Genomic DNA, 23,631 nt, shown 5'->3' with positions numbered 1-23,631 from the left:
TTGACCGAGGTCACCGGCGCTGGGACCTCGACAGAACGGCCTCAAACGCGCGCATCCGGACGGACGCCGAAGTGGCTCAGCACATTGTGCATCAGCCCAGACCACTTCTCGTCGTTGGCCAGCGTCGAACCGGAATTGATGGAACCGGAGTGGAATACATGCCCGCCGCCGGGACGTTCCCAAAAGATCATCTCCGCGGCGGCCGTCATCGGCGGCATCTTGTCGGGCGGAACGGGACGCTGGAAATAGTCCCAGGCAAACCCGATTCGTTTCGGGTCGGCATAGCCATCCGCCAGCAGCGTCATCCCTGCCGGGTCTTCCGTCGGCTGAAGCCCCCCTTCGGGCGCGGGAAGGACGAGATACTTTGCCATCGTCGACACGCGGAGATCACCTTCGTGGCCGATCGGTTGTGGAACCGCATTGCCGGGCGTGCCGCCGAGCGAATCCCCTTCCTTCAAATTCAAATCACGTGGGCTGCGAAACAGAAAGTGATCGGGATTTCGAACCTTGTACGGCCCAACACCGGGCCAGTTCACGCCGAGTAATGAGAAGTACTCAAGACCAAACAGACGCCAGGCAGGGTATCCACACTCGCGCGACATCCCACCACGTTGGCCATCATGACTGTGCCACATTTCACCCCGCCGGTCTGGACGGATCGCAGACCCCGGCGCGTCTCCCTTACGACACTCAATGATCGTCGCATCTGCATTGAACGAAACACGCCAGAACGCGGTATTTCCCGAAAGGACGATGGCATTCCCGCCGCCATCCAGATACCGACTCATCGCCGTCATCCCTTCGAACGACCAATACTCGCTGTGCCCGACGACGTAGACCGCCTTGTATCCGTCGAGAACTTGTGGATCGAGATGCAACTGCGTGTCACAGAGCACATCGTATGCGTACCCTTCGCTCTCGAGCCACGCTTGAGTAAAGCGATCCTGCCGACAGAGGTGACTGTAGTCCGCTTCGTCAGGCCCCATCAGTGTGTAAGGACCGACAACGGGCCAAGGCATTTTGAACCCCAGCTGGTACGTTCCCTGCCCCGCGCGATGTGGACGATAAAAACAGTACGCGGGCGGATTCCCAGGGCTGTTGTCAAACCCGTTATTTCCGATCGACTTTTTGATCCCCTTCCACGTCGGACTGAAGGGAGTTGCGGAATAGGCTTTCCAACTGTTCGTCGAACAGATGAATGCGACGGGTGCTTTTGGGCGCGAGTGTGCTTTGTTGACGATGAACACCGTATGGTACAGCCGGTCTTCTCCATCCAAATTGAAGCGAAACCGACCGACATACAGTCCCGATCGCGCCGATTCGGGCAATCGAAACTCGTGCGAGGCATTCCAGCGGCAGTCGTACAGATCATCCGAAGCCAGCCGTAGCCCATGCCCCCGTTGTGGGTCCTTCGATGGGTCATAGGTGCCAAAACGTGGCACGTTGCCGTTGAAACTGGGGCCGCCAATCATCCACGTTCCCAGATTCACAATGCGTGCGTGTCGGCCGTGAGGACTTGAATCCGCAGCACGATCACCGCGTTCTTCATCCAAATGCCAGCAGGCGAGCAACTGGTCGCTAGCAGGCAACGTCAGTCCCTTGCTCGCGATGCGAGAGGCAATCTCGGCCGCAGTCAGAGCCTTTCCGTAAATCGACGGCATCGCAATATCGGCATCAAGGAATTCGGCAGCTTGCCCTAGATGGCCCGCAGCGCCAATGCGCAATGGCGCCCCTCCCGGTCGCACAGTACCAGCATGCTTCCAGCGGCCGACTTCTTTGCCATCCACCCAAATCTGTTTGGATGTGCCGTCATACTGCGCAACAACGTGATGCCACTCGTTGTTCAACACTGAACTGGGCGTGTTGTCCGGAAAGGACTTCAGCCCCTCGGGATTGACCTGCATTTTGAGCTGATCAGGCGGCGTGGAGTGCAGGCCTTGATCGGCATATTCGCCCCCGTCGCCCAGGTAGAAACTCAGCGAGCCATCTTCGTTGACGAACAAACCATACCCACACGCCTCCGGCGCATTGAACTGTCCAATGATCGCCTGCCGTCCCACCGTGCGCCAGCGGCGAATCCACAGCTCCAATGCGAGTCCGGTCAACGCATTCGCCGCATCAAGTGGTTTCTCAACGGACAGATACGCTCCAGGATGAATCGGCTGAATCGCTGCAGGTGATCGTCCAAATGAGTGCAGCAGCGTATCACGCGACGGTCCGTCGACATCGGTCCCTAGTCGACACACTTGCAGTTCATAGGGATACGAACTGCTAACATGAAAACGAATCGATTCTCCAGGGGCGACGTTCAATCGGTCCGTGTAGGCATGAATTCCCTCCACCGTTTGCTCATGATGCGGGGGAATCGCCGCCGCATCGACATCCGGCTTTGCTAGAGATGCGAACTTCGCCGAAACTCGCTCGCCCGCGACAAGACTCGTCGTGGCCAACACCCCACCGGCGGCTACCAGAAACTCACGTCGCGTTTGATCCGTCATAGCAGGTTTTGCTTTCGAAGAGTCGCAGATTCAGTTGCTGATTTTCACGTCAAAGGTGTTGATCGCGCAGGTCGCTACCGGCCGCTGGTCAATTGAATCGTTCAGGCCAGAATGCCGTCGACGAGTTCGCCGTGAACATCGGTCAGGCGGAAGTCACGTCCCGCATAGCGGTAGGTCAGGCGTTTGTGGTCAAGGCCAAGCAGATGCAGGACCGTGGCGTGCAGATCATGGACATGAACCTTGTCCTCGACCGCGAAATAGCCATAGTCGTCGGTCTTGCCCCATGTCAGCCCCGATTTGACTCCGCCCCCCGCCAGCCACATTGTGTATCCGTGGGGATTGTGATCGCGACCATCATTGCCTTCGCAAGTCGGGGTACGACCGAATTCGCCGCCCCAGATCACCAGCGTGTCGTCCCACAGTCCGCGCTGCTTGAGGTCGGTGAGCAGTCCGGCAATCGGTTTGTCGATGGAATGCGCCAGACGGCTGTGATCTTCCTTGAGTCTGCTATGCGCATCCCACCCGCTGAGGTTGCATTGGACGAAACGGACGCCGCGTTCCGAGAATCGTCGCGCCATCAGGCACTGCGTACCGAAATCCGCCGTCGTCGGATCATTCAAGCCGTACAGTTCCCGAGTCGCTTTCGATTCACCGGAAAGATCCTGCATCTCGGGGGCTTCGGTCTGCAGGCGAAACGCGAGCTCAAACGATGCGATGCGGGCTTCCAGTTCGTTGTCGGCCCCGTGCGTCTGTGCCTGACGTTGCTGCATCTGCGAGATGAGATCGATTTCCATTCGCTGCAGATCACGCTTGCCCGATCCATCGCCAATAAATGGAACGCGTGCCTCCTGCGGCCTTAAGCCGGAATAGCCGAGCGGTGTTCCCTGATAAGCAGCCGGCAAAAATGCCGATCCAAAATTGTTCGCGCCGCCCTGAGCAAGGTCCTGACAAATTGTGACATAACCGGGAAAGTTCTGATTCTCTGATCCCAACCCGTACGTCACCCAGGCCCCCATGCTTGGTCGTACGAAGGTGTCAGTCCCCGTATGCCATTCGAGCACCGCCCCGCCATGACGCGAGTTCGAACAGTACATGGAATTGATGACGCACAGGTCGTCCGCGCGCCGGGCCAATTCAGGAAACAGCGAACTGACCCACAGGCCACTTTCCCCATGCTGGCTGAACTCAAACGGTGACCCAACAAGGTTCCCCATCCGATTGGGAAACGAGACGACTCGAGGACGGCTCTCGGCGGGTAATGGTTTTCCGCTGTCCCGTGCGAGCAGTGGCTTATAGTCGAAGGTATCCAAATGAGATGGCCCGCCGAACATAAACAGCATGATCACGCGTTTGATTCGCGGTGAAAAATGGGGCTGCCTCGGGGCAAGAGGAGCCGTTGCCGCCGCGGCCTGATCGGCAAGCAGAGCGGACAGTGCCAGGCTCCCGAAGCCCGCGCCCATTCTTGACACCATCTGTCGGCGTGACAGCCGCGTCGGCAGCGGAAGTTGGAATGAGTGATCCATGGTCACCGGCTTTCCACGTTTGTCGAAGACTCAGTCGACGTAAATGAACTCATTGGACGAAAGCAGGGCTCGACACAGTCCCTCCCACGCACGTCGCCGCCGCGATTCGGCCGTTTCGGACGCGATGGACGCCGCCGATTCGTACCGCGCGAGAAATCCTTCCCACGCCGCAATCTCATCAGGCGCTGCACGTCGACTGAAAAGGGTTTTACTGACCCGTTGCAGCCGATCGCGGTCGGAAACCGTCGATTCGGTAAGCTGCGTTTCGGCCAGGCGTTTTGATGCCTGTTCGACCAGTTTGCTATTCATCATGAACAATGCCTGCGACGCAACGGTCGTCGTCATTCGATCACCGTTCAAGACCGCAGGATCGGGAAAATTGAATGCCTGAAACACGTCGTACACGGCACCGCGCAGCACCGGCAAATACACACTGCGCCGCGCCGACTGATAGAGCTCTGACTTTTGTGACGCCCCACCCAATGACAGATTTTGAAACGGAGTCGTCGAAAGCAGAGTGCCTCCCATGTTCGAGTCAAGCTGACCGCTCACGAACAGAAGCGAATCGCGTAGCACTTCGGCTTCCATTCGTTGCCGCGACATGTGCCACAGTCGTCGATTCTGTGGGTCAACCTGCATCGCGTGCTCGTTCGACGTGCCAGTCATTTGCCATGTTCGAGACAGCAAGATCCGTCGATGCAGTTTTTTTAGCGACCAGCCATCCGCAACAAACTGCCGCGTCAACCAGTCCAGAAGTTCCGGATGCGAAGGCACTTCGCCCAGACGACCGAAATTGTCGACCGTCGCCACAAGCCCCTGGCCAAAATGCCATCGCCAGACGCGATTCACAATGACTCGAGGTGTGAGCGGATGATTGTCATTCGTCATCCAGCGCGCCAGCTCCAGTCGACCGCTGCTGGAACTGGTGATCGCCGACGACTCGATGCCCGCAAGAATCGACGGGAATCGACGCGGAACCATGGGGCCTCGCGTCAGATGATTGCCCCGCAGTCGAACTTCCAAGTCACCCACATCGCCGTCATTGACCGCCATCGCTTTCGGAATCTTCGCGTATTCGGCGTAGGCGCTGGCCAGCAGAGTCGAATGCGCAGAGCGCTCTTCGTCCGACATGCCAGTTGTGTTTCCATTCACCAGTGCGTTGTCGTGCCGATCGATGATCTGTTCGAGATCCTTGACTCGGAATGCGGCTTCCTGCCCGCCGAGCCCGGATGTGCTCCACTTCGAATCGACGCGATACGAGATCATTGTCCGCGTACTTTTGAAGATCCCGGCCAGCCCGTAGTAGTCGCTCACGGCGAGAGGATCGAACTTATGATCGTGACAGCGGACGCAGCCCATCGTCAGACCGAGAAAGACTCGACACGTCGTATCGAGCTGCTCATCGACGATATCAAGCTGTTGTTTGACAGGGTCATCTTCCGCCAGCATTTTCGGGCCGATGGTGAGGAAGCCAGTCGCCACAATCAGTTCGTCCCTTCGTGACGCGTCTTCCGAAGCAGCGAGTTGATCCCCGGCCAGTTGTTCCTGAACAAACCGGTTAAACGGTTTGTCGGCGTTCAACGATGCGATCACATAGTCGCGATACCGCCATGCATCCGAGTAGGCCAGATTGTCATCCATGCCGTTACTGTCAGCGTACCGAGCCACGTCGAGCCAATGCCGCCCCCAGCGCTCACCGTACCGTGGGGATTCCAGCAACCGAGTGACAACACGTTCGAAGGCATCAGAGCTGTCATCCTGAAGGAAGGCATCCAATTCGGCGGGTGTTGGCGGAAGACCGATCAGGTCGATCGACGCACGCCGTAACAGCGTCCGCTTGTCGGCTGGAGCAGCAGGCACAAGACCGGCCGCTTCGAGACGCGCTAGAATAAAATAATCGACCGCCGTTTGTGGCCAACTACGGTCCCGTACGGTGGGCACAAGCGGTGTGCGCGGAGTTTGAAACGCCCAGAAACGACGAGCCTCTTCGCTCCATTCATGAGGTTCGGCCGGCGAACGAGCGGGGGCGGCAACGTTCACCGCACCGGGCCATAGCGCTCCCCTCTTGATCCAGGCTGAAAGCTGCTCAATTTCCGACGGGGCGAGTTTCTTTTTTGGTGGCATCGCCACGGCGCCATCGTGCCGCACCGCAAGGATCAGCAGACTTTCGGCGGGCGCACCTCGAATGAGCGCGGGCCCCGATTTGCCTCCACGCAGCAATCCCTCCAAAGAATCAACTCGCAGATCGGCTTCACCTTTGTCCGTCTCCGGACCGTGGCACTCGAAGCAATGCGTGACGAACAGCGGACGGACTTTGCTTTCGAAGAATTGAATGCCAGCCTGGTCCACGGTTGAGGCGGCGTCTAGGGCGTCCTGACCGAGGACACCGACACTCAGCCCCCCCACCAGGATGACACCGACCAGAATCAGTTTGTGAACCATGACAATGCTCCGCAGCGGAACGCGCTCAAATTCCAATCGTGCCGAAAGTTCGTCGCAGTTGCAGAAGCAGCGAACGTTCGCAGTGGTCGCGCATCGCTTTCTCGGCAATGTCGACATCACGCGAGCGAATCGCCGCGACGAGTTCGACGTGGGTTCGATTGGGGGCAGACATCGCCTCATCATGCACGGCATCGACGGCTAACAGACGGACCAGGTGGCATGATCGCAACACGGCCGCCAGCGACGGAACGCCGGAATGTTCCGCAATCTGTAAGTGAAACTCGAAGTCACGGCGACGCGCTTCAGCAAGATTTTCTTCGACGTCGGCAAGGCGATCGACTTCCTCGGCCAGCGATTGCAGTTCGTCCAGTTTGCGATTCGCAACCAACTGAGTGCAACGACGAATCGCTTCGCATTCAATCGCGATTCGCAGCACATGCTGACTGCGAACCGTTTCCGCGTCAAACCGTTTCACCCGAGCCCCATAGTTCGGCTCAAAGTCGACCAGTTGCTCGTGAACCAACTCCCGAACCGCCTCAGAAACGGCCGTCACAGTGACGCCCAGCGACTTGGCAATGGGGCGCAACGTCAAATGAGTACCAGGAGGCAATCGACCATCCAGAATTCGCTCACGCAGTTCCAGAAACGCCTGACGCGATTTGGAAAGACTGTCGGCGGTTAACAGATCGCTCATCAGCAAAGGACTCCTATTTCGAAGTCTTGTGGGACGGTTGTCCGTTGAATTGTTGGTCAAAAAAGTCGAATGTCGCCTGTTCGGCCTGGGCTAGATGCGCGCCCGTCAGTCCGTGCCCGCCACCTTCGATGGGAACAAGTTTCGTTTTGACTTCCGCCGACAGCAACCGTTCGTAAATCCATGCCGATTGCACGAACAATACATCCTGATCGGCTGTGCCATGAATCAACAGTGTCGGTGCAGAATTGGGAGTCACCCAGAACAAGGGACTGGCGCGAACATGCAGGCGCCGCGATTCGGCGGTGAGTTCGGCACCCAGAAATCCGCGGAACGCTTCTGCCGCCCCCTTCCAGACGCCGTATTCACGCGTGAAGTCGCTGGCCTGAGCCCACGCGGCAACACACTGAACGTGGCTCGATTGATCCAGATGCGTGTGATCACCGTCAAACTCACGCACGTCATTCGTGACTGCGAGGAACTGCGACAAATGCCCGCCGGCAGAACTTCCCATCGCGCCGATTCGATCGACGTCGATCCCGTATTCGACCGCATGAGCGCGCAGCCATCGGATGGCGGCCTTACAATCATGAATGTGAGCTGGCCAACGATGTTTGGGTGAGAGTCGATAGTCAATCGTCGCGGCGACGTAACCTCGTGCCGCAAACTTACGGCAGAGGGCGTCGTAGTCTTCGCGTCGTCCGCCCGAAAAACCGCCGCCGTGAATGCAGACGATCGTCGCAAACGGACCTTCTCCTCTGGCGGGGCTGGCCAGATTCAGCTTGAGCGTCTCGCCCGCGACTTCTGCAAACATGACATCGGGAATCCACTTCACCGCGTCTTCGTCCGCCCATGATTGGCGTTGCACGGTGCAGAGAAATACCGTCAGGCCGATCACCGCACAGAATCGAAGTGCGACTCCAACGCGACGCGTTCGGATCGTCGTGCTCATAACTGGCCCCTCATGCTGGAATTGACTTCCGGCATGAATCCTAATGCGTGTGCGCATCGGACAATGGTCTCTCGCGAGAAGGGAGTGAGCTCGCGTGCCAGTCGATGTTGCACAGGTCCAGACAGCTTCAGCCGCTGAGCCAAGATCTCACGCGAGCAGGTCACGAAGTGATTGATCGACTTCTCCAGGAAAACCAGTGTCGGCAGGATCTCGCCATACAACGAGACCGCTTCCTTCTCACGCCCCGCCTGATAGTGGTCAAAAATCTTTGGCGTGCGATCGACCGTTTCCATCCCGGGAATGATCCCCACGGCACCGGCCCGCAGTTGATCCACCATGTCCAGTCCTCCTCGACCGACAAACAGGCGAAATGCTCCGCCCGTCGCGTCCATCACGCGTGCGGTGACTTCAGGAGGATCTTCCGTCTTCAGCAGACAAATATTCGGATGCTGGCGATTCAAAGCCGCCAATCCGTCAGTGGAGAGCTGAATCCCAAGATAGATCGCGGCATTCTGAACGGCGATCGGCAACGGAACGGCATCGGCCACGGCACCGAAGAAACGCAACAACTCAATCTCGGCGACGTCACTCACAGATGGTGGCTGCAGGATCAGCCAGGATGCACCGAGTTCCGCCGCGTAACGACCAAACTCAATCTGCCCTCGAGCCGTATTCTCACCGATTGTCACGGAGAGTGGCAGGCGGCCGCTGAGCGTTTCCGCGACAACGGCCAACGTTTCACGCCGCTCGGCCGTCGAGAGCTTGTTGACTTCCGTTCCCAACCCCATGACACCCAGGCCATGACAGCCACTGGCAACCGCTAGCTCGACCTGCCGCCGCATCAACTGGGGGTCGACTCGATCGTCGGACTGATAGAAGGGGACGAGCATCGGGTAAATGCCGCCGAAATTAACGTTCTGCATGATGGTTCACTTCAACAGGAATTCGGCAACCACGGGTTCGTTCAGCTCGACGCCCATACCGGGCTTGTCAGACAGCACAATGTGTCCTTCACGAGCCACGGCATCTCCAATAAACAGCTCGGACAGGAACGTGTCGCCGTCGCGGAAATCGGGGGGCAGATACTCCGACAACGGTGAGTTCACATGAGACATGATCAGGTGCTGGTTGTGATAGTTCTGCGAATGAGGCACGACCGGCAATGAGTGCGCCGCAGCAAACGCCCAGACTTTGCGGGCCTCGGTGACACCTCCCACTCGATTCACGTCCAGTTGCACGTAGTCGACACACCCGCGTGTGATTAGTTCTTTGAATCCGTACCGCGTAAATTCGTGTTCGCCGCCGGCAACGGCCGTATTTGTCGACGAACGAATTCGGGCATAGCCGTCCAGATCGTCCGGCGAGACCGGCTCTTCGATCCACATGAGATGATCGTCTTCCAGCATCCGGATCATTTCGATCGCGTACTGCGTGGTCCATCCCATATAGGCGTCGGCCATCAGATCGACGTCGTCGCCGATGGCGTTGCGAACCGTGCGAACCAGTTCGGCATTCTTTCGCATTCCCGCGCGACCGTCCTGCGGACCGTAACCGAACCGCATTTTGACCGCAGTGAATCCGGCATCGACATACTTTCTTGCCGCAGCCGCCAGACGATCAAGATCGCGGTCAGCATAAAGTGCGCTGGCATAGGCGCGGATGCGGTCGCGAGTACGGCCCCCCAACAAATTGTAAACCGGCTGACCGGTGGCTTTACCGAGAATGTCCCAGATCGCGATATCGATTCCACTGATCGCTTCGAGAATCAGCCCCTTCCGACCAATGTTGATGGTCGAGCGGTACATCAATTCCCAATTCAATTCGACATCGAACGGGTTTCGCCCCAGGATCAACGGCGCCAGAAGTTGCTCAACCGCGTCGGCCATTGCTTGCGAACCAAGTCCAATCGCGCCCAATCCGGTCAGACCATCATCGGTGGTGACTCGCACCAGGACATGAAAGACCGGATCGCGACGAAGATCAATCGGGACATTGAACACGCCCGCCCCGCGTTCGCGGCCATTTTTTCCTTCATCGTAGAGCAGATCCAGCGGGCACGTGCACCACCACTCGAACTTTTCAAAGTCCGGCTGCCTGATTTTCAGGGCTTCGATACGTGAGATCCGCACATTCGCACCACGATTGAATATTGACCGAACTATGTTCGAACACACTCTAGCAAACATTGATGCGATGTCAATTCAACGGACGAATCACGGAAAATTTAGGCTCACAGGTCGTTGGGAATCTTGATACACGCCGACGCATCACCTTGCGTCTTTGCGCCCTGGCGCCTTTGCGTTCCCTTCTTCCCCGGTGAAAAGCAGCTTCGGAATGAGAATTAACGCGATGGCGCCAAGGCGCAAGGACGCAAAGTGAAGACCGGCCGAGTTCAGTTGCAAACGCTCCGAGCCCAACACTGACCCCACACGCTTTTCCTCCTTGCGTCTTTGCGCCCTGGCGCCGTCGCGTTCCCTTCTTCACCGGTGAAAAGCCCCGCAGGCACGAGTCACGGCGCAGACAACACCGCCGCGATCGTTCTAGAGCCACGAAATCAAGGCATAAGCAACCGCGGCCAGGATGGCTCCGCAGGGAACCGTGCTGACCCAGGCGAGCAGGATTTCTCCGATTTTCCGCCACTTCGCCTGTCTCGTGGTCGCGCCCATGCCCAGCAGCGACCCGACACTAACGTGCGTGGTACTGACGGGCAGACTATGGAAACTGGCGGTCGTCACCAGCCCCGCCGTGACCAGGCTGGCTGCAAACCCCTGACCGGGATTCATTGATGTGACTTTCTTCCCAAGCGTTTCCGCTACGCGATCAGCATCAAGCAGTCCCCCCAGCGCAATCGTCGCTGCGACCGCAAGAAAGCCCCAACGCAGATCAAATCCGGGGGCCACCAGCAACAGCGCGACCATCTTGGGTGTGTCATTCAGACCACGAGCAAAGCTGGCCGCTCCAGCGCTCAGATAGTGTAGCGCGTCCAGCAACGGTGTGCGGTGGTCGGGAGCGAGCCTCACTGCTCGCAGGAACAGATACGTCACCGACCCCAAAAGCGCCGCCACAATGGGACTGAAGAACAGCGGATAAAGGAAATTCTTTCCGAGTGCCTCCAGATGAACCTGACTGCCGCTTCCCGCCAGCCCGGCACCGACCAGTGCCCCGACAAGGGCGTGCGTCGTGGACACAGGAAAGCCGAACCGAGTTGCCAGAAAGCTCGTAAGCGCAGCCCCTATGGCCACCGCACAAACAAACTCGGGCGACTGGACGAGCACGTCCGAAACGATCCCACGTCCACTGAATTTCTTCAGCATTCCCTCGGCCAGAAACGCCGCCGCAATCGAGCCGGCGAACGTCGTCGCCGTCCCCCACAACAGGGCACCGCGAAGACTGGTGGTGCCGCTTCCATACAGCGATGCCACACCTTTGAAGTTGGCATTCGCTCCATTGGTAAATGCAACGAAACAGACGGCGAGGAACAGCAGAGTTGTCAGCACGTGGATCAAACTCAGGGAGCTTTGTTTTCTTTCGTCTCAGCCGGATGCTGCTTCAATGACGCGTATTCCTTCCACGAGCCTTCATACAGGCGGACATGGGGATACCTCGCCACATGCTTAAGATAGAACCGAAGCAAACTTCCCTCGCGCGATGTCCCGCAATACACAACGATCTGCCTGTCAGGCGTCACCCCCGCCGATTCCAATTCGGACTTCGTCTGCGTCAGAGGCCGAAACTGGTGAGTGTTTTCGGAATCCATCAAACGCGCCCAATGAAAGCTGATCGCGCCAGGAATATGACCTTTCCGCAACCAGACATCATCGTTGCCGACATACTCGTTGTAAGGCCGGGCATCGACCAGCACCACCCCCGGCCTTACCTTTGAGGCCAGTAGTTCATCAATGCCGATCGCGATCTCGTGATTCCCCTTCACGGGCAGCGTACCGGAAGGATTTCCGAAGTATTCCTGCGTGACGGGCAACTTGGCCTGGTGCCAGCCACGAAGTCCGCCGTCAATGATGCGAATATCGTCGACTCCAAACTTCTCGAGCACATATGCGACCATGCTGGCACTCAAAATTTCATCGTTCGGCAGCGTGTCCCCTGTGGCATAGATCAAATGCGTGCGATTGCGATCAACACCGGCACGAACGAGCAGCGCTTTTGTCAATTCATCGGGAAGATACTGCACAGGGATACCCCGATCGGTTCCCCGCAGCGTGTCGAAGTTCAGGTGATGAGCTGTCGGGATATGGCCCCGGAAGTAGTCCTTGTAGCCGCCACGAGTATCAATGACGATCGGCTTGTGATCCGCCGCAGAGGTTTCGATCAGCCGATTCGCCTCGGCCGTCGAGATGACGCCGATCTCGGCAAATGTCGTCCTTCCGATCAGAGAAAGGACAATAGCGAAAGCAAGATACTTCATCGGTGGGTGAGTCTTCTGTGCAATAAACACGGACCAGTCAGAGTGGCACTACTATAGCCCGTCCGTCGAATGATGCCACAGATTCGCCATGTGATATGGCAGGCTTCTCGTGCCCTCGATTTCAAGAAAGCCCTTCGAACAGGCTGCTGCCGACGCGGATCAGCGTTGCACCTTCTTCAATCCCCACTTCGAAATCACCGCTCATGCCCATCGACAGTTCGTTCAGTGCCAGTCGTCCGTCACACTCGAAACGAAGACGGTCGCGTAATTCGCGAAGGGCGCGAAAAACGGGTCTGGCCGATTCCGAGTCGTCATTTAACGGCGCCATGGTCATCAAGCCCGCGATTTCGACGGATGGGCTCGATGAGAGATGCGACCATGCTGCAAGCAGATCGTCGGCGATGAAGCCGTCTTTGCTCGCTTCGCCCGAGATGTTCACTTCGAGCAGCAGTCGAGGAGGACGTGGCAATGCAGCCCCCAACTTCGCAATGTGATCAAACAACCGCACAGAATCGACCGAGTGAATCAGTCCGTTTGAGGCAAGAACCCCCTCCGCTTTGTTTCGCTGCAAATGGCCAATTAAATGCCAGCGAACGTGCGACGGCAATTGCGCCGCGCGAGCCATCAATTGCTGTGGCCTCGCTTCCCCAAGATCCGTCACACCAAGCTGCACCAGTTCCTGCACCCACTCCATTTCCGCATACTTTGAAACCGCCACTAGTGTCACATCGGCGATGGAGCGGTTGCCCCGATGACAAGCCGCCTCCATCCGCTCGTGCACGAGGCGCAGGTTCTCAACCAATCGACTTCGCAACGCGTCCGACATGTTCGACCACGACTCCCCAACAACGTGCAAACATCGTCGCAATCCGCAGATCCCAACGAACAACGTCGTAAGCATTTCCTCTAGGAGACAAGCCCATCCGACTCGATGAGCAAATCCAGATACGATCGCGTTTCGGGCACGGAAAGCCCTAGCTTTCCAGCCAATTCCCAAACCGCTTTTTCGGCTGCATCTCGACCGTCTGCCTCCGCAATCAATTCGATTTCCAGAAAGGGCCCCAACCCCGGAACATCATCGAGCGCCAGTTCGAAATCGCGTCCAGACACGTCCAGAGTGAACGTTCGTCGCGATTTCCGAACCTCGCGGACAAAACGGAACCCCAACATCCGGACAATTTCATCCAACTTTTGCAACGAATCTGGACCGTGATCAAAGCCGACTTCGATTTCATGGCGTGTCTTGGCCACCGTACCGATCTTGGGCCCCTTGTAGGTCACCGCGTTCGATCCGTCGACCGAACGTATTCGGAAGGCTTCGTCCGTGGTGCGAAAATCCCGCGACGGGTGATTGAAATACCGATCGCAGTGCGAGACCGGCGCGTGTTCGCATGCTCCCAGTGCCAGTACCGCCGCCTCCACGTCCTGAGCACGTTCCAATCGAAACTTCAACTCGACTTCATACTTCATTGATGGGAACTCTGACTTTTCGATTCAATAGGTGGATCTCTCAAGCGGTGCTGGCAAACAGACGCCCGTGCGACCGTCAGGAGATTGCCGTAAGGTTCTTCGAAGCTCGTTCCTCTCGCAATGCCTCCAATGACAAATCTCCACAGCGTTCCCTGGGACACCATGAAATCCGTTTCCCTGATCAATCCGTGGGAAAGTCAAAATGCTCTTCCACCGCTTCGACCTCAAGCCCCAGTCGCGCGCGGAGTTCATTTGCCCGTACTTGGCCCGCTCGAAGTGGGCGAATTGTGAACAGCAGGAACGCGACCAGGCATGAAACTCCCAGCATGAGGTTCATCACGCCGTTCGTTGCATTCGCAACAGCACCACGCGGGGCATACATTCGGACCGCCCCCCAACCAAGATTCAGCAGTCCAAATAGGACGAGGAATCCTTGTAGCCACCCGACGAGAATGGATTTCGCGCTGAGCCTGATGCGTAACCACTCGGCTTCCGCCTTGCTTTCCGTTCCGTAAGGAACCAGCCAGCTTGAGAGGGGAATTAGAGGGATATAGTACAGGTGCATAAAGCGCGTCACGACGTAACACGTTCCCGGTACATCGTCAACACGACCGCAAAGCTGCTGTCCAGCGATAATAAACACGGCAGACAGTTCCAGAGCGAAAGGTTCGGTCCACAGACGATCGACATTCGATCGAATCCATTCATCGAGTACAACGTATCGCGAGATCAGATGGATCAAAATCGCAACACCAACGAACACCGCCTGATTCCTGCCCGCGTCCGATCGCGATCGACCGTCAACGAGTCGACTGGGATTCAGTCCACCAGGTTCAGGTCGGCATAGATGGCTTCATTCAATTGGCGTGCGCGGCGATTGTGTTGCCCTTCTCCGGGTCGGCCGTTGAAGTAGTAGGCAACAACCAGACCTTGCTCCGGGTCGCACCACCCTTGCGATGACTGCGCGCCCCCATGACCGAATGTACGAGGTGAACAGTACCGGCCGTATCCATAGGGAACTGTCTCGGCTCCATACAGATTGGAATCGACAATCACACCCAATCCAAAATCGACGGTGTGCGCCAGCGTCAGATCCATCTGGCCAACTCGATGGCGAGCCGTTAATGCGGCGACCGCTTGAGACGAGAGAATTCGACGACCATTCGCCTGCCCCAGATTGAGCAGCATTTCATAGAACCGTCCGAGCTCACGAATAGGCCCGCGCGTGTTCGAACCGGGCGACGGCTTGGCACAACGTTCGGTGGTATGCCAGTCCAGCGGTTGTAGTTCGCCACGTTCGCGCGCCGCAATGCGACCGATTCGATCGCCGTAACGAGCATGCTGCTCGGGCGTCAACGCCGCCCAGGTCTCCAGCATTCCCACAGGCTCGAACAGTCCTTCCCGAATGACCTCTGCGTAGGGACGGCCCGTTAACCGCACAAGAATCTCACCGAGAATGAACCAACTGGTCGTCGTGTGATACCCCGCCGTACGACCGACAACCCATTCGGATTCCAACGACGCCGAGCAGATTCGCTGAATCGTGTCATCCCAGGACACCTCGGGCCATCCTGTTTCAGCAGGTCGAAAGCCCCCTGTATGCGTCAACAGATGTCGAATCGTGACGCTCTCTTTACCACCGACAGCGAACTCGGGAATGAAGCGTCCAACCCGATCATCCAACTCCAATCGCCCCAGTTCCCACTGCTGAAGAATGGCAACTGCCGTTAGCGGCTTGCCAGCAGACAGCCAGATATTGAGGGTGTCGGCCGTCATGGGCTGACCGGCCGAAGATAGTCCAACGCCACAATCGGCCAGCGAATCGCCCGCATGCGAGATGTAGAGTTGGCAGCCGGTATGAAGCTGCCGTTCGACTCCGTCCTGAATTACGGCCAGCGTTCGTGGAAACCGGACTCCGAAATCGTCTTCACTCATTTCATTTCCATCTGGAAAGTTCGGCGTTGGCCGACCGCCATCCAATTCGTCCAAACATCAATTCTTCAGGCCCAGCTTCGCCTACAGCCCGATCGCGATATTGATATTGAGGGACGTCCCTCACGATGCGATCCTCGGAATGGCGGACAATAGCAGTTCGCAGCAGGAATCCAAGCGGCCCCGCCCTTCGGAATCAGGGCAGAGGCCTGTCGTCAAAACGCGCAAGCTCGATAGCGCTCGCCAATCAAGTCCTCACACCCGTACAGTATCGATCCGCAAGTGAAGGCGGCAAAGGGGCATGCAATTGCGATCGCCCGATGACTATGGTTAACTCATGACGTTGCTGGCAATCGCAAGAAGAAGAAGAAGAAGGAAACGCAAAGGCGCAAGGAAAGAACGACTGACCCATCAAGGAATCACGAGAACCGTAACCAAACTGTTGCCGCAAAATCTTCACTTTGCGTCATTGCGCCTTGGCGCTCATTTTTCTTCAAAACACATTTCACTTTGAGGCAATCCATGTCGACCAACACCGCGAAGCCGTCCGCCGCGGATGCTGTCGCTCGCTGCCAGATCATCTTTGCACACGCCTGGATGGTCAGGACATTTGTGAAGCACAGCGAGGTCGTCGAAGATTTTCCTGAACTGATGCAGATTGTTCGGTCGGTATTCGATACGTCCAGGGCACTCGAATCGAAGGTCGATCAACCGTTCGAGTATTTGACGACACTGCGAAAAAAGATTTCGAAGCTTCGCGCGGCGGCAAATCAATTCGGCGAGGACGCGCCGCACGCGTCAGATCACACCAACTTTCGGCAAGCGGTGATCTCGATCAATGGCTGCGTGGACGAATTGGAATCGATCTTGAAACTGTTTCCTCCTCCGGCCCCTCCCGCGATGCCCGCGCACTTTCGACGCGCGGCCGACTCGGGTAATCTGCAGCCACCGGCAGAATCGCCTGCGGTCATCGACACAAACGACAAACCTTGACAGCGTTATTTTCTCAAATCCAGCGGGGCGGGTGGCGTTTCAATGACAACGGTCTATTATCAGATGTTCTCATGGACTTCGGCGCCGGCTTATGACTGATCCGCACATCTTCATGATGGGCAATTTTGAGGCCCGCATACCGGCTGATCGCCGGTACTTTGAATCGCACGTCTGGGCACAACCCGCAGGGGATGTGTTGCGAATCGGTTTTACGTCGTACGCCGTCAGATTGTTACAGGACGTCTATTTTCTGGATTGGCAAATCGATCCAGGTACGCAAGTTCGAAGAAAGCAAACGATCGGAGAGATTGAAAGCTCGAAAGCCGTGTCAACGATGTACGCTCCTGCGGATGGACAAATCGTACGGTTTAACGAGGCGCTGCTGAACGACCCGTCGCTCATCAATGCAGATCCCTACGAGCGGGGCTGGCTGTACGAAATGACGACGAACTCATCCCTGCTTGCCCCTGAAGATTACCTCAAGGTTCTTGAATCCGGTTGGGAGCAAACTCAACGGTTGCTGAAGAATCAATTCAACGAATGATGCCGCTTTAGAAAGAGCCAGCCGATGGCCGGTCGGAAGTTAACAGTCGTGATCTCGCAGGCGCCGGGGAAAAATCCGGTCAAACGCCAACTGGAAGAAGAGATCGCCACGCAGCTCATGCTTTCCGGGACGGCGGAAGTCTCGATCGTCCCCAACCTTTACGATCTGACGCACGACCACACCGGAATGCTCTGGTTGAAGTCGCTCAAAGGTCATCTGGTTGTGCTGGGCTGGCTTTATCCCCGTGCCATCCGTTGGGTGCTCGACCGTAACGGAGTGAAAGGTCAGGTCGGTGAATCGCGTCTGAATGTCGTCGAAACCGACGACGAAGCAGACCTGGAGGAAGAGGCAGCCACGTCAGAGGCCGCCGCACCACAGGGAATTGGTGCCGTGAATGTCCCCAACCGATTGATTTACGCAATTGATCTGCGTAACGATCCGTCACCCAAAACCTATCTCGATGAAATTGAGCGGCTATCAAAATCGCTGGCGGCCCCTCTGGTGCAATTGACGGGACTATTTGGCGATTCATTGAACGCCTTCGGTTCCAGCTCAAACGGTTCGAATGGTCACGCCTCATCGACGACCAACGCAAATCGCGACGACCATTCCAATGGTGAAAGCGCGATCCAGCCGACCGATTCGCCGATCAACAGTCACGTGGGTCTTGCCATTCCAGGCTCATCCCCCCCCGCGGCGCCAGCCGTCTTGGGAGGCGACATTACCCGCCGTCGCTGGTATCCCGTCATCGACTATAGTCGCTGTACGAACTGTATGGAGTGTCTCGATTTCTGCCTATTCGGCGTCTACGGCGTCGATTTGCTGGATCGCATTCTCGTGGAACAGGAAGACAATTGTAAGAAAGGGTGTCCGGCTTGCAGCCGCGTTTGCCCCGCGAACGCGATCGTCTTTCCCGAACACAAGACACCGGCCATCGCGGGAGCAGAAGGTGGTACCGTCGATGACTTCAAGATTGATCTCTCGAAGTTGTTCGGCGCACCGTCAGCCCTCGAGATGGCCGTTCTCGAACGAGACACCGAACTCGTCGCTGACGGGCGGGACGCCGTGGGCGTCTCAGTCGGCCTTCCCAAGCGACAAACAGGTACCGAGTCCGCACCACGCGACGATCTCGACGACTTGATGGACGGTTTGGATTCGCTTGACCTTTGATGGTGACGGGTGGATGACAGATTTGAACCGCCTTCGCCGCGGATATGATGCGGCGGCGAAATGCCTCCTCAGCGAAGCGGGGCCGTACGGAACCTGGGAAGGGGAACTTTCCTCGTCACCGCTTTCGACCGCCACGGCCATCGCAGCACTGCAGTTGGTTCAACGGACAAACCCAGCACGAGCCGCCGAATTTGCCCCCCTGATTCAAGGTGGCTTGCAGTGGCTGGCTCAATGCCAGAACCCTGATGGGGGCTGGGGCGATACGATTAAGAGCCACAGTAATATCTCAACTGCCACACTGGTCTACGCCAGCTTTCATCTGGTCAAATCGGATGCAATCGCCGCGTTAGCCCCCTCCGCGGCGGGGTCACCCTGCTTTGCAGCAAGCGGTTCGTGTGACGACGTCATGTTACGTGCGAAAGGGTATCTCGACGATCATGGTGGATTCGACGCCATCCGTCGCCGCTACGGCAAGGACCATACGTTTTCGGTACCGATTCTGACCCAGTGTGCGCTCGCCGGGTTATTGCCTTGGGACCAGTTGACTCCATTGCCATTTGAACTGGGTTGGTTGCCGCATTGGTTCTATCGATGGGTTCATCTGCCTGTTGTGAGCTACGCCCTGCCCGCACTGATTGCAATTGGCCAGGTGCGGCACTATCACCAGCCATCGCGAAACCCACTTCTGCGTTGGATTCGACAAGCCTCGGTCAAGCCGACGCTGCGGCGATTGGAGTCGATTCAACCTGAAAGTGGCGGATTTCTGGAAGCCACGCCACTCACCAGCTTTGTCACGATGAGCCTCGCAGCGATGGGGCTCAACGAGCATCCGGTCGCGCGGAAAGGAATCGAATTCCTGCAGGCTTCCGTGCGCCCCGACGGCAGTTGGCCCATCGATACGAATCTGGCGACATGGGTAACAACCCTATCCGTGAACGCCCTTCGGCCTGAATCGATCACGAGCTTCAAGGCCGAAGCGATCACCGACTGGCTGCTGCACCAGCAGCACCGCGTCGTGCATCGCTATACCAACGCAGCACCAGGCGGATGGGCTTGGACGGATCTCTCGGGGGGCGTTCCCGACGCAGATGATACACCCGGCGCCATCCTCGCATTACTCAAACTCAACTCGGCAAATCCGAATCTGCCATCCGCACTTCTCGCTGGAATCAACTGGCTACTCGATTTGCAAAACCGTGATGGCGGGTGGCCGACGTTCTGCCGTGGATGGGGCGCGCTGCCGTTCGACCGCAGCACACCGGACCTGACGGCCCATGCATTACGGGCCCTGCGTGGCTGGCTGACGTTTCATGAGCGGCACGCATCTGACCATTCGTCGATCGAGCCGCATCTGCTCCATCGTGTGAACATGGCCGTCAAACGGGGCTTTTCGTTTCTCGATCGCACGCAGCATTCGAACGGAACATGGTTCCCGCTCTGGTTTGGAAACCAGTTCTCTGCGGATGAAGAGAACCCCGTCTATGGCGTCGCACGTGTTCTGGCGGCGTATCGTGACTGGAACCGATTGCACGATCAATCGGCACAACATGCCATCAAATGGCTCGCTTCTGTGCAGAATCCGGACGGCGGCTGGGGCGGTGCGGCCGAAACACCGTCATCAACAGAAGAAACCGCCCTGGCTGCGGAAATATTACTCGCCCAACCTGAATTCTCGGTGCCCGCGTCACGCGGACTCGACTGGCTGCTGGAACGAGTCGAATCAAAAATGTTCCAAGTTCCCGCGCCGATCGGACTTTACTTCGCGAAACTGTGGTATTTTGAGCGTCTATATCCAATAATCTTTACGGTATCCGCTTTCGCTCGCGCGATCGAGCAGGCTGATCCAGCGAATAGTCTGTTGAAATAAGGGAAATGCGTTTTGATGATGACGATTCTCTGCTGCATTCCCAGACGCAAGGGGTCCTCCCCCGTCGTCTCAACAGACTAATCAACCTTCCCCTGACCTGCTTTGGACCTGGAATTCCTGCCCACGACATCAATGATTCTCAACCGGCTGTGCCGGAAACGCCTCGCAGATCCATTCGCGTCACGAAACAGCGCCGCATGACGCGGTTCTGCCCGGCCCACTGAAAGGCTCTCCATGATCGCAGCGACTCACGCTTCGGCAGTTAATGGTGACGAGGAGACTAAAGCGTCCGACGTGGCTCGTCCCAATGTCGTCGATTCGGAATCATCGAAACCCACGAGCGAAGATAAGCCACGCCGCCGCAGCACATCCCATTTGAAGTTGGTTCCCGAGACGCTAGAACTGCGTGAACAAATCCGGGAAGCGGCCGAGCACTATGCGACTCAGCTGGACAAACGCCGTCCATTTAATAAGAACGAACTGGAAGCCCACGGCCGCAAACTGCTTGAGCAACTTGGTCAACCGGAAGGGTTCCTCGGCTTTGCGATGGTCCTGGTCGGGAACGCGTTCTGGAAGCAGCAATTCCTGGCGATTCCATTTGAACGTCGCCTGCTGCTGCTGCCGCACTGCTTGAAGCACGCCGATGGCTGCCCTGCGGAATATGACGAGTTCGGCCTGGATTGCGAAAAATGTGGCGCCTGCTCGATTGCAGACTACAAAGTCCGCGCCGAACAACTGGGCTACAAGGTGCTTGTCGCCGAAGGCTCGCCGATCGTGTTGAAAATCATTGTGTCCGGACACATTGATGGAATTCTGGGAGTCGCGTGCTTGAACGTGCTCGAGAAAGCGATCGACAAGGTGTTGCTCGCCGGGGTCCCTTCTTACGCCGTACCGCTCCATTCGGGCGACTGCAAAAACACCAAGCTCGACGAATCGTGGGTTTGGCACTGCCTCGACAAGTACGTGCCCCTGGAAGATTCAAAGACATCAGGGTACATCCCCCTGATGCGTGCCTCGAACCAGGTGTTCGACGAACAATTGGACGAAGTCCTGCCCCTGGCACGACAGGGCGCCAGCGACACCTTATTGGCTGAAACGGAATCCGTCGCTCGCCAATGGCTCGTCCAGGGCGGCAAACGATTGCGGCCCTTCATCACTCTGGCCGCCTATGACGCGCTCACCGGTGCGGCGGGCCTGCAGGCCCAATCGAACGACGATCTCGCGCCATTTTCGCTCGGTGTCCGCCGAACCGCCATGGCAATGGAAGCCTTTCATAAGGCATCGCTTGTCCACGACGATATCCAGGACAATGACGATTACCGTTACGGCCAGGAAACACTGCATCGTCGCTACGGAGTCGCCACGGCAATCAATATCGGCGACTACCTGATTGGACTTGGCTACCGTCTGATTAGCCAGAGCCGGAAGGAACTGGGGGCCGAAGCTGCCAGCGACATCCTGGATCGGCTCGCCAGTGCCCACCTGAAACTTTGCGAGGGACAAGGTGCGGAACTGCGATGGACCGGGGCCGACGCCGTCAAGCTGACCGCCCTTGATGCCATGAAACTGTACGCCCTGAAGACCTCGCCCGCCTTCGAAGCGGCACTGTATGCCGGGCTTCGACTCGCCGGTCCAATGGATGCCTACGAGGCGATGGTTCCGGCGTTCAGCCGCCACATTGGGGTTGGGTTTCAGATCTTGAACGACCTGCTGGACTGGGAAGAGGCCGCACCGAACAAGATGGTGGCCGGGCGCGATGCCGAGATGGCCAAGCCCACGATCCTGCTGGCGCTCGCCCTCGAAGCCGCAAAGGGCCCCATTCGAGTCGAACTGGAGAAAGCGATCACCGCCCCGCTGTCCGCGACCGTTCGTGCCGAACAGTTGCGTCGGCTCTACCAGAAGCTGGGAGTCTTCGAAAAAGCCCAGGCGCTTGTGGACAAATGTCGCAGCCGCGCCGAGGCACTCGCGGACGCAATTGAGCCCGAACCGCTGCGGCAGCTCCTCTACTTTTTGACAGACACGGTGCTGGCCGACTCGACGACGCCCACCCCCCAGGTAACTCTCGTACCACTATCGGTGCAATTGCCGATCATTGGTCACCCTGTCGGTACGACGTGAAACTGGTATGGCTCACCCCTATTTGTTCCGACTGGATGAACGAGTCTCACGCGGATTGTCCGCCTGGGATGCCGCACGCCGACTCAAACATCGACAATTCATCCTCACGCAGCAAAACGCGGATGGGGGGTTCGGCGGACGCGGCCTGCCGGCAGAAAGCGCGGAAGAACAACACGAAGGTCGCGAATCGGACCTGTACTATACCGCGTTCGCAATTCGAGCCCTGTCGGCACTGAAAGAGTTTCGCCCTGAAGACGCCAGGCATGTGGCGCAATATCTGGACACCGCCCGGCATCACCAGGCCACGGTGATTGACGTTGTGAGCTGGCTATACTCAGCATTGATGGTCCAAGCACAGGGCGGAATCGATCTACTCGCGCAGGCCGACACCAGTTGGCCTACGCGTCTTGCCGCCAGCCTGGAAGGCTTTCGATCGAGGGACGGCGGGTATGCCAAAACGCATGAAGGCGCATTGGGAAGCACGTATCACTCCTTCCTGGTGGCGCTCTGCTACGAATTGATCGGCCAGACACTGCCTGATGCCGATCGATTGGTTGCATTTATGCGAGATCGCCAACGGGATGACGGCGGTTTTGTCGAGATCGCGCCGATGAAACGGAGCGGAACAAACCCCACCGCCGCCGCGATCGGCGTGTTGACGTTGCACTCAACCATCGGAAAGCATCTGCGTGACGATGTCCTCGCTTTCTTGCGGGATGTGCGTAGCGGCGAGGGGGGATTCCAGGCGAACACCCGAATCCCCTTCGCGGACACCCTCTCCACGTTCACCGGTTACCTGACCTGCGTCGACCTGGATGCCGTCGACTTCCTCAATCCGTCTCAACTGGAACAGTTCATCCTCTCGCTTGAACTTCCCGACGGTGGATTTCGAGCCGCTGCGTGGGACCAAGCGACCGATGTCGAATACACATTCTATGCACTCGGAACGCTCGGCTTGATCTGGAATCAGCGACGGCCCCCCGCCCCAGCGGAATAACCATTGCGAGG

The 23,631-nt window shown here is 57.6% G+C and carries 19 protein-coding genes; 6 read left to right on the top strand and 13 right to left on the bottom strand.

The window, feature by feature from the left end:
• Positions 1 to 41 precede the first annotated feature (41 nt).
• The 13 genes from OSO_RS0117855 to OSO_RS0117795 all read right to left on the bottom strand — a co-directional run bounded on the left by OSO_RS0117855 (position 42) and on the right by OSO_RS0117795 (position 15,934).
• Positions 42 to 2,498: a LamG domain-containing protein gene (locus OSO_RS0117855; protein WP_010584576.1), complete on the bottom strand. Its 2,457-nt coding sequence runs from the start codon at positions 2,496 to 2,498 to the stop codon at positions 42 to 44.
• Between the two features lie 101 nt (positions 2,499 to 2,599).
• A complete protein-coding gene (locus tag OSO_RS0117850) occupies positions 2,600 to 4,021 on the bottom strand; it encodes a DUF1501 domain-containing protein (protein WP_010584575.1) in 1,422 nt (473 codons plus the stop codon).
• 30 nt (positions 4,022 to 4,051) lie between these two features.
• Complete coding sequence (locus OSO_RS0117845; protein WP_010584574.1) at positions 4,052 to 6,463, bottom strand: DUF1553 domain-containing protein; 2,412 nt, start codon at positions 6,461 to 6,463, stop codon at positions 4,052 to 4,054.
• Positions 6,464 to 6,488: 25 nt separating this feature from the next.
• Entirely contained in the window at positions 6,489 to 7,157 is a 669-nt protein-coding gene (locus tag OSO_RS0117840) for a GntR family transcriptional regulator (protein WP_010584573.1), read from the bottom strand.
• 13 nt (positions 7,158 to 7,170) lie between these two features.
• On the bottom strand, positions 7,171 to 8,106 hold the full coding sequence (locus tag OSO_RS0117835; protein WP_010584572.1) for an alpha/beta hydrolase: 936 nt from the start codon (positions 8,104 to 8,106) through the stop codon (positions 7,171 to 7,173).
• A complete protein-coding gene (locus tag OSO_RS44020) occupies positions 8,103 to 9,029 on the bottom strand; it encodes a dihydrodipicolinate synthase family protein (RefSeq protein WP_010584571.1) in 927 nt (308 codons plus the stop codon). The genes OSO_RS0117835 and OSO_RS44020 overlap by 4 nt, the downstream gene beginning before the upstream one ends.
• A gap of 6 nt (positions 9,030 to 9,035) precedes the next feature.
• Positions 9,036 to 10,235, bottom strand: a complete 1,200-nt coding sequence (locus OSO_RS44015; protein ID WP_010584570.1) for an enolase C-terminal domain-like protein — start codon at positions 10,233 to 10,235, stop codon at positions 9,036 to 9,038.
• A gap of 411 nt (positions 10,236 to 10,646) precedes the next feature.
• A complete protein-coding gene (locus OSO_RS0117820) occupies positions 10,647 to 11,603 on the bottom strand; it encodes an inorganic phosphate transporter (protein ID WP_010584569.1) in 957 nt (318 codons plus the stop codon).
• An 11-nt stretch (positions 11,604 to 11,614) separates the two neighbouring features.
• A complete protein-coding gene (locus OSO_RS0117815; protein ID WP_010584568.1) occupies positions 11,615 to 12,529 on the bottom strand; it encodes a sulfurtransferase in 915 nt (304 codons plus the stop codon).
• A gap of 121 nt (positions 12,530 to 12,650) precedes the next feature.
• Positions 12,651 to 13,355 (bottom strand): YggS family pyridoxal phosphate-dependent enzyme, encoded by a 705-nt coding sequence (locus tag OSO_RS0117810; RefSeq protein ID WP_029247155.1) that lies wholly within the window; start codon positions 13,353 to 13,355, stop codon positions 12,651 to 12,653.
• An 80-nt stretch (positions 13,356 to 13,435) separates the two neighbouring features.
• Entirely contained in the window at positions 13,436 to 13,999 is a 564-nt protein-coding gene (gene cyaB / locus OSO_RS0117805) for a class IV adenylate cyclase (RefSeq protein ID WP_010584566.1), read from the bottom strand.
• A gap of 181 nt (positions 14,000 to 14,180) precedes the next feature.
• On the bottom strand, positions 14,181 to 14,762 hold the full coding sequence (locus OSO_RS48190) for a hypothetical protein (RefSeq protein ID WP_010584565.1): 582 nt from the start codon (positions 14,760 to 14,762) through the stop codon (positions 14,181 to 14,183).
• A gap of 56 nt (positions 14,763 to 14,818) precedes the next feature.
• Positions 14,819 to 15,934 carry a serine hydrolase domain-containing protein gene (locus OSO_RS0117795; protein WP_157605323.1) on the bottom strand — a complete coding sequence of 372 codons (1,116 nt, stop codon included), beginning with the start codon at positions 15,932 to 15,934 and terminating at the stop codon, positions 14,819 to 14,821.
• Between the two features lie 519 nt (positions 15,935 to 16,453).
• Here OSO_RS0117795 and OSO_RS44005 point away from each other — a divergent pair.
• From OSO_RS44005 to OSO_RS0117755, 6 genes are all read left to right on the top strand, one after another.
• The gene (locus OSO_RS44005) at positions 16,454 to 16,924 is read left to right on the top strand and encodes a hypothetical protein (protein WP_010584563.1); all 471 of its coding nucleotides are present in this window, start codon (positions 16,454 to 16,456) and stop codon (positions 16,922 to 16,924) included.
• Between the two features lie 91 nt (positions 16,925 to 17,015).
• Positions 17,016 to 17,468: a glycine cleavage system protein H gene (locus OSO_RS0117780; protein WP_010584562.1), complete on the top strand. Its 453-nt coding sequence runs from the start codon at positions 17,016 to 17,018 to the stop codon at positions 17,466 to 17,468.
• A 24-nt stretch (positions 17,469 to 17,492) separates the two neighbouring features.
• Positions 17,493 to 18,638, top strand: a complete 1,146-nt coding sequence (locus tag OSO_RS0117775) for an ATP-binding protein (protein ID WP_010584561.1) — start codon at positions 17,493 to 17,495, stop codon at positions 18,636 to 18,638.
• Positions 18,639 to 18,651: 13 nt separating this feature from the next.
• On the top strand, positions 18,652 to 20,505 hold the full coding sequence (locus OSO_RS0117770; RefSeq protein ID WP_010584560.1) for a prenyltransferase/squalene oxidase repeat-containing protein: 1,854 nt from the start codon (positions 18,652 to 18,654) through the stop codon (positions 20,503 to 20,505).
• 234 nt (positions 20,506 to 20,739) lie between these two features.
• On the top strand, positions 20,740 to 22,623 hold the full coding sequence (locus OSO_RS0117760) for a polyprenyl synthetase family protein (RefSeq protein WP_010584558.1): 1,884 nt from the start codon (positions 20,740 to 20,742) through the stop codon (positions 22,621 to 22,623).
• Between the two features lie 7 nt (positions 22,624 to 22,630).
• Positions 22,631 to 23,620, top strand: a complete 990-nt coding sequence (locus OSO_RS0117755) for a prenyltransferase/squalene oxidase repeat-containing protein (RefSeq protein WP_010584557.1) — start codon at positions 22,631 to 22,633, stop codon at positions 23,618 to 23,620.
• Positions 23,621 to 23,631 lie beyond the last annotated feature (11 nt).

Source organism: Schlesneria paludicola DSM 18645 (genome assembly GCF_000255655.1).
Classification (GTDB): Bacteria; Planctomycetota; Planctomycetia; order Planctomycetales; family Planctomycetaceae; genus Schlesneria; species Schlesneria paludicola.
This window is presented reverse-complemented; position numbering and strand designations above follow the sequence as displayed.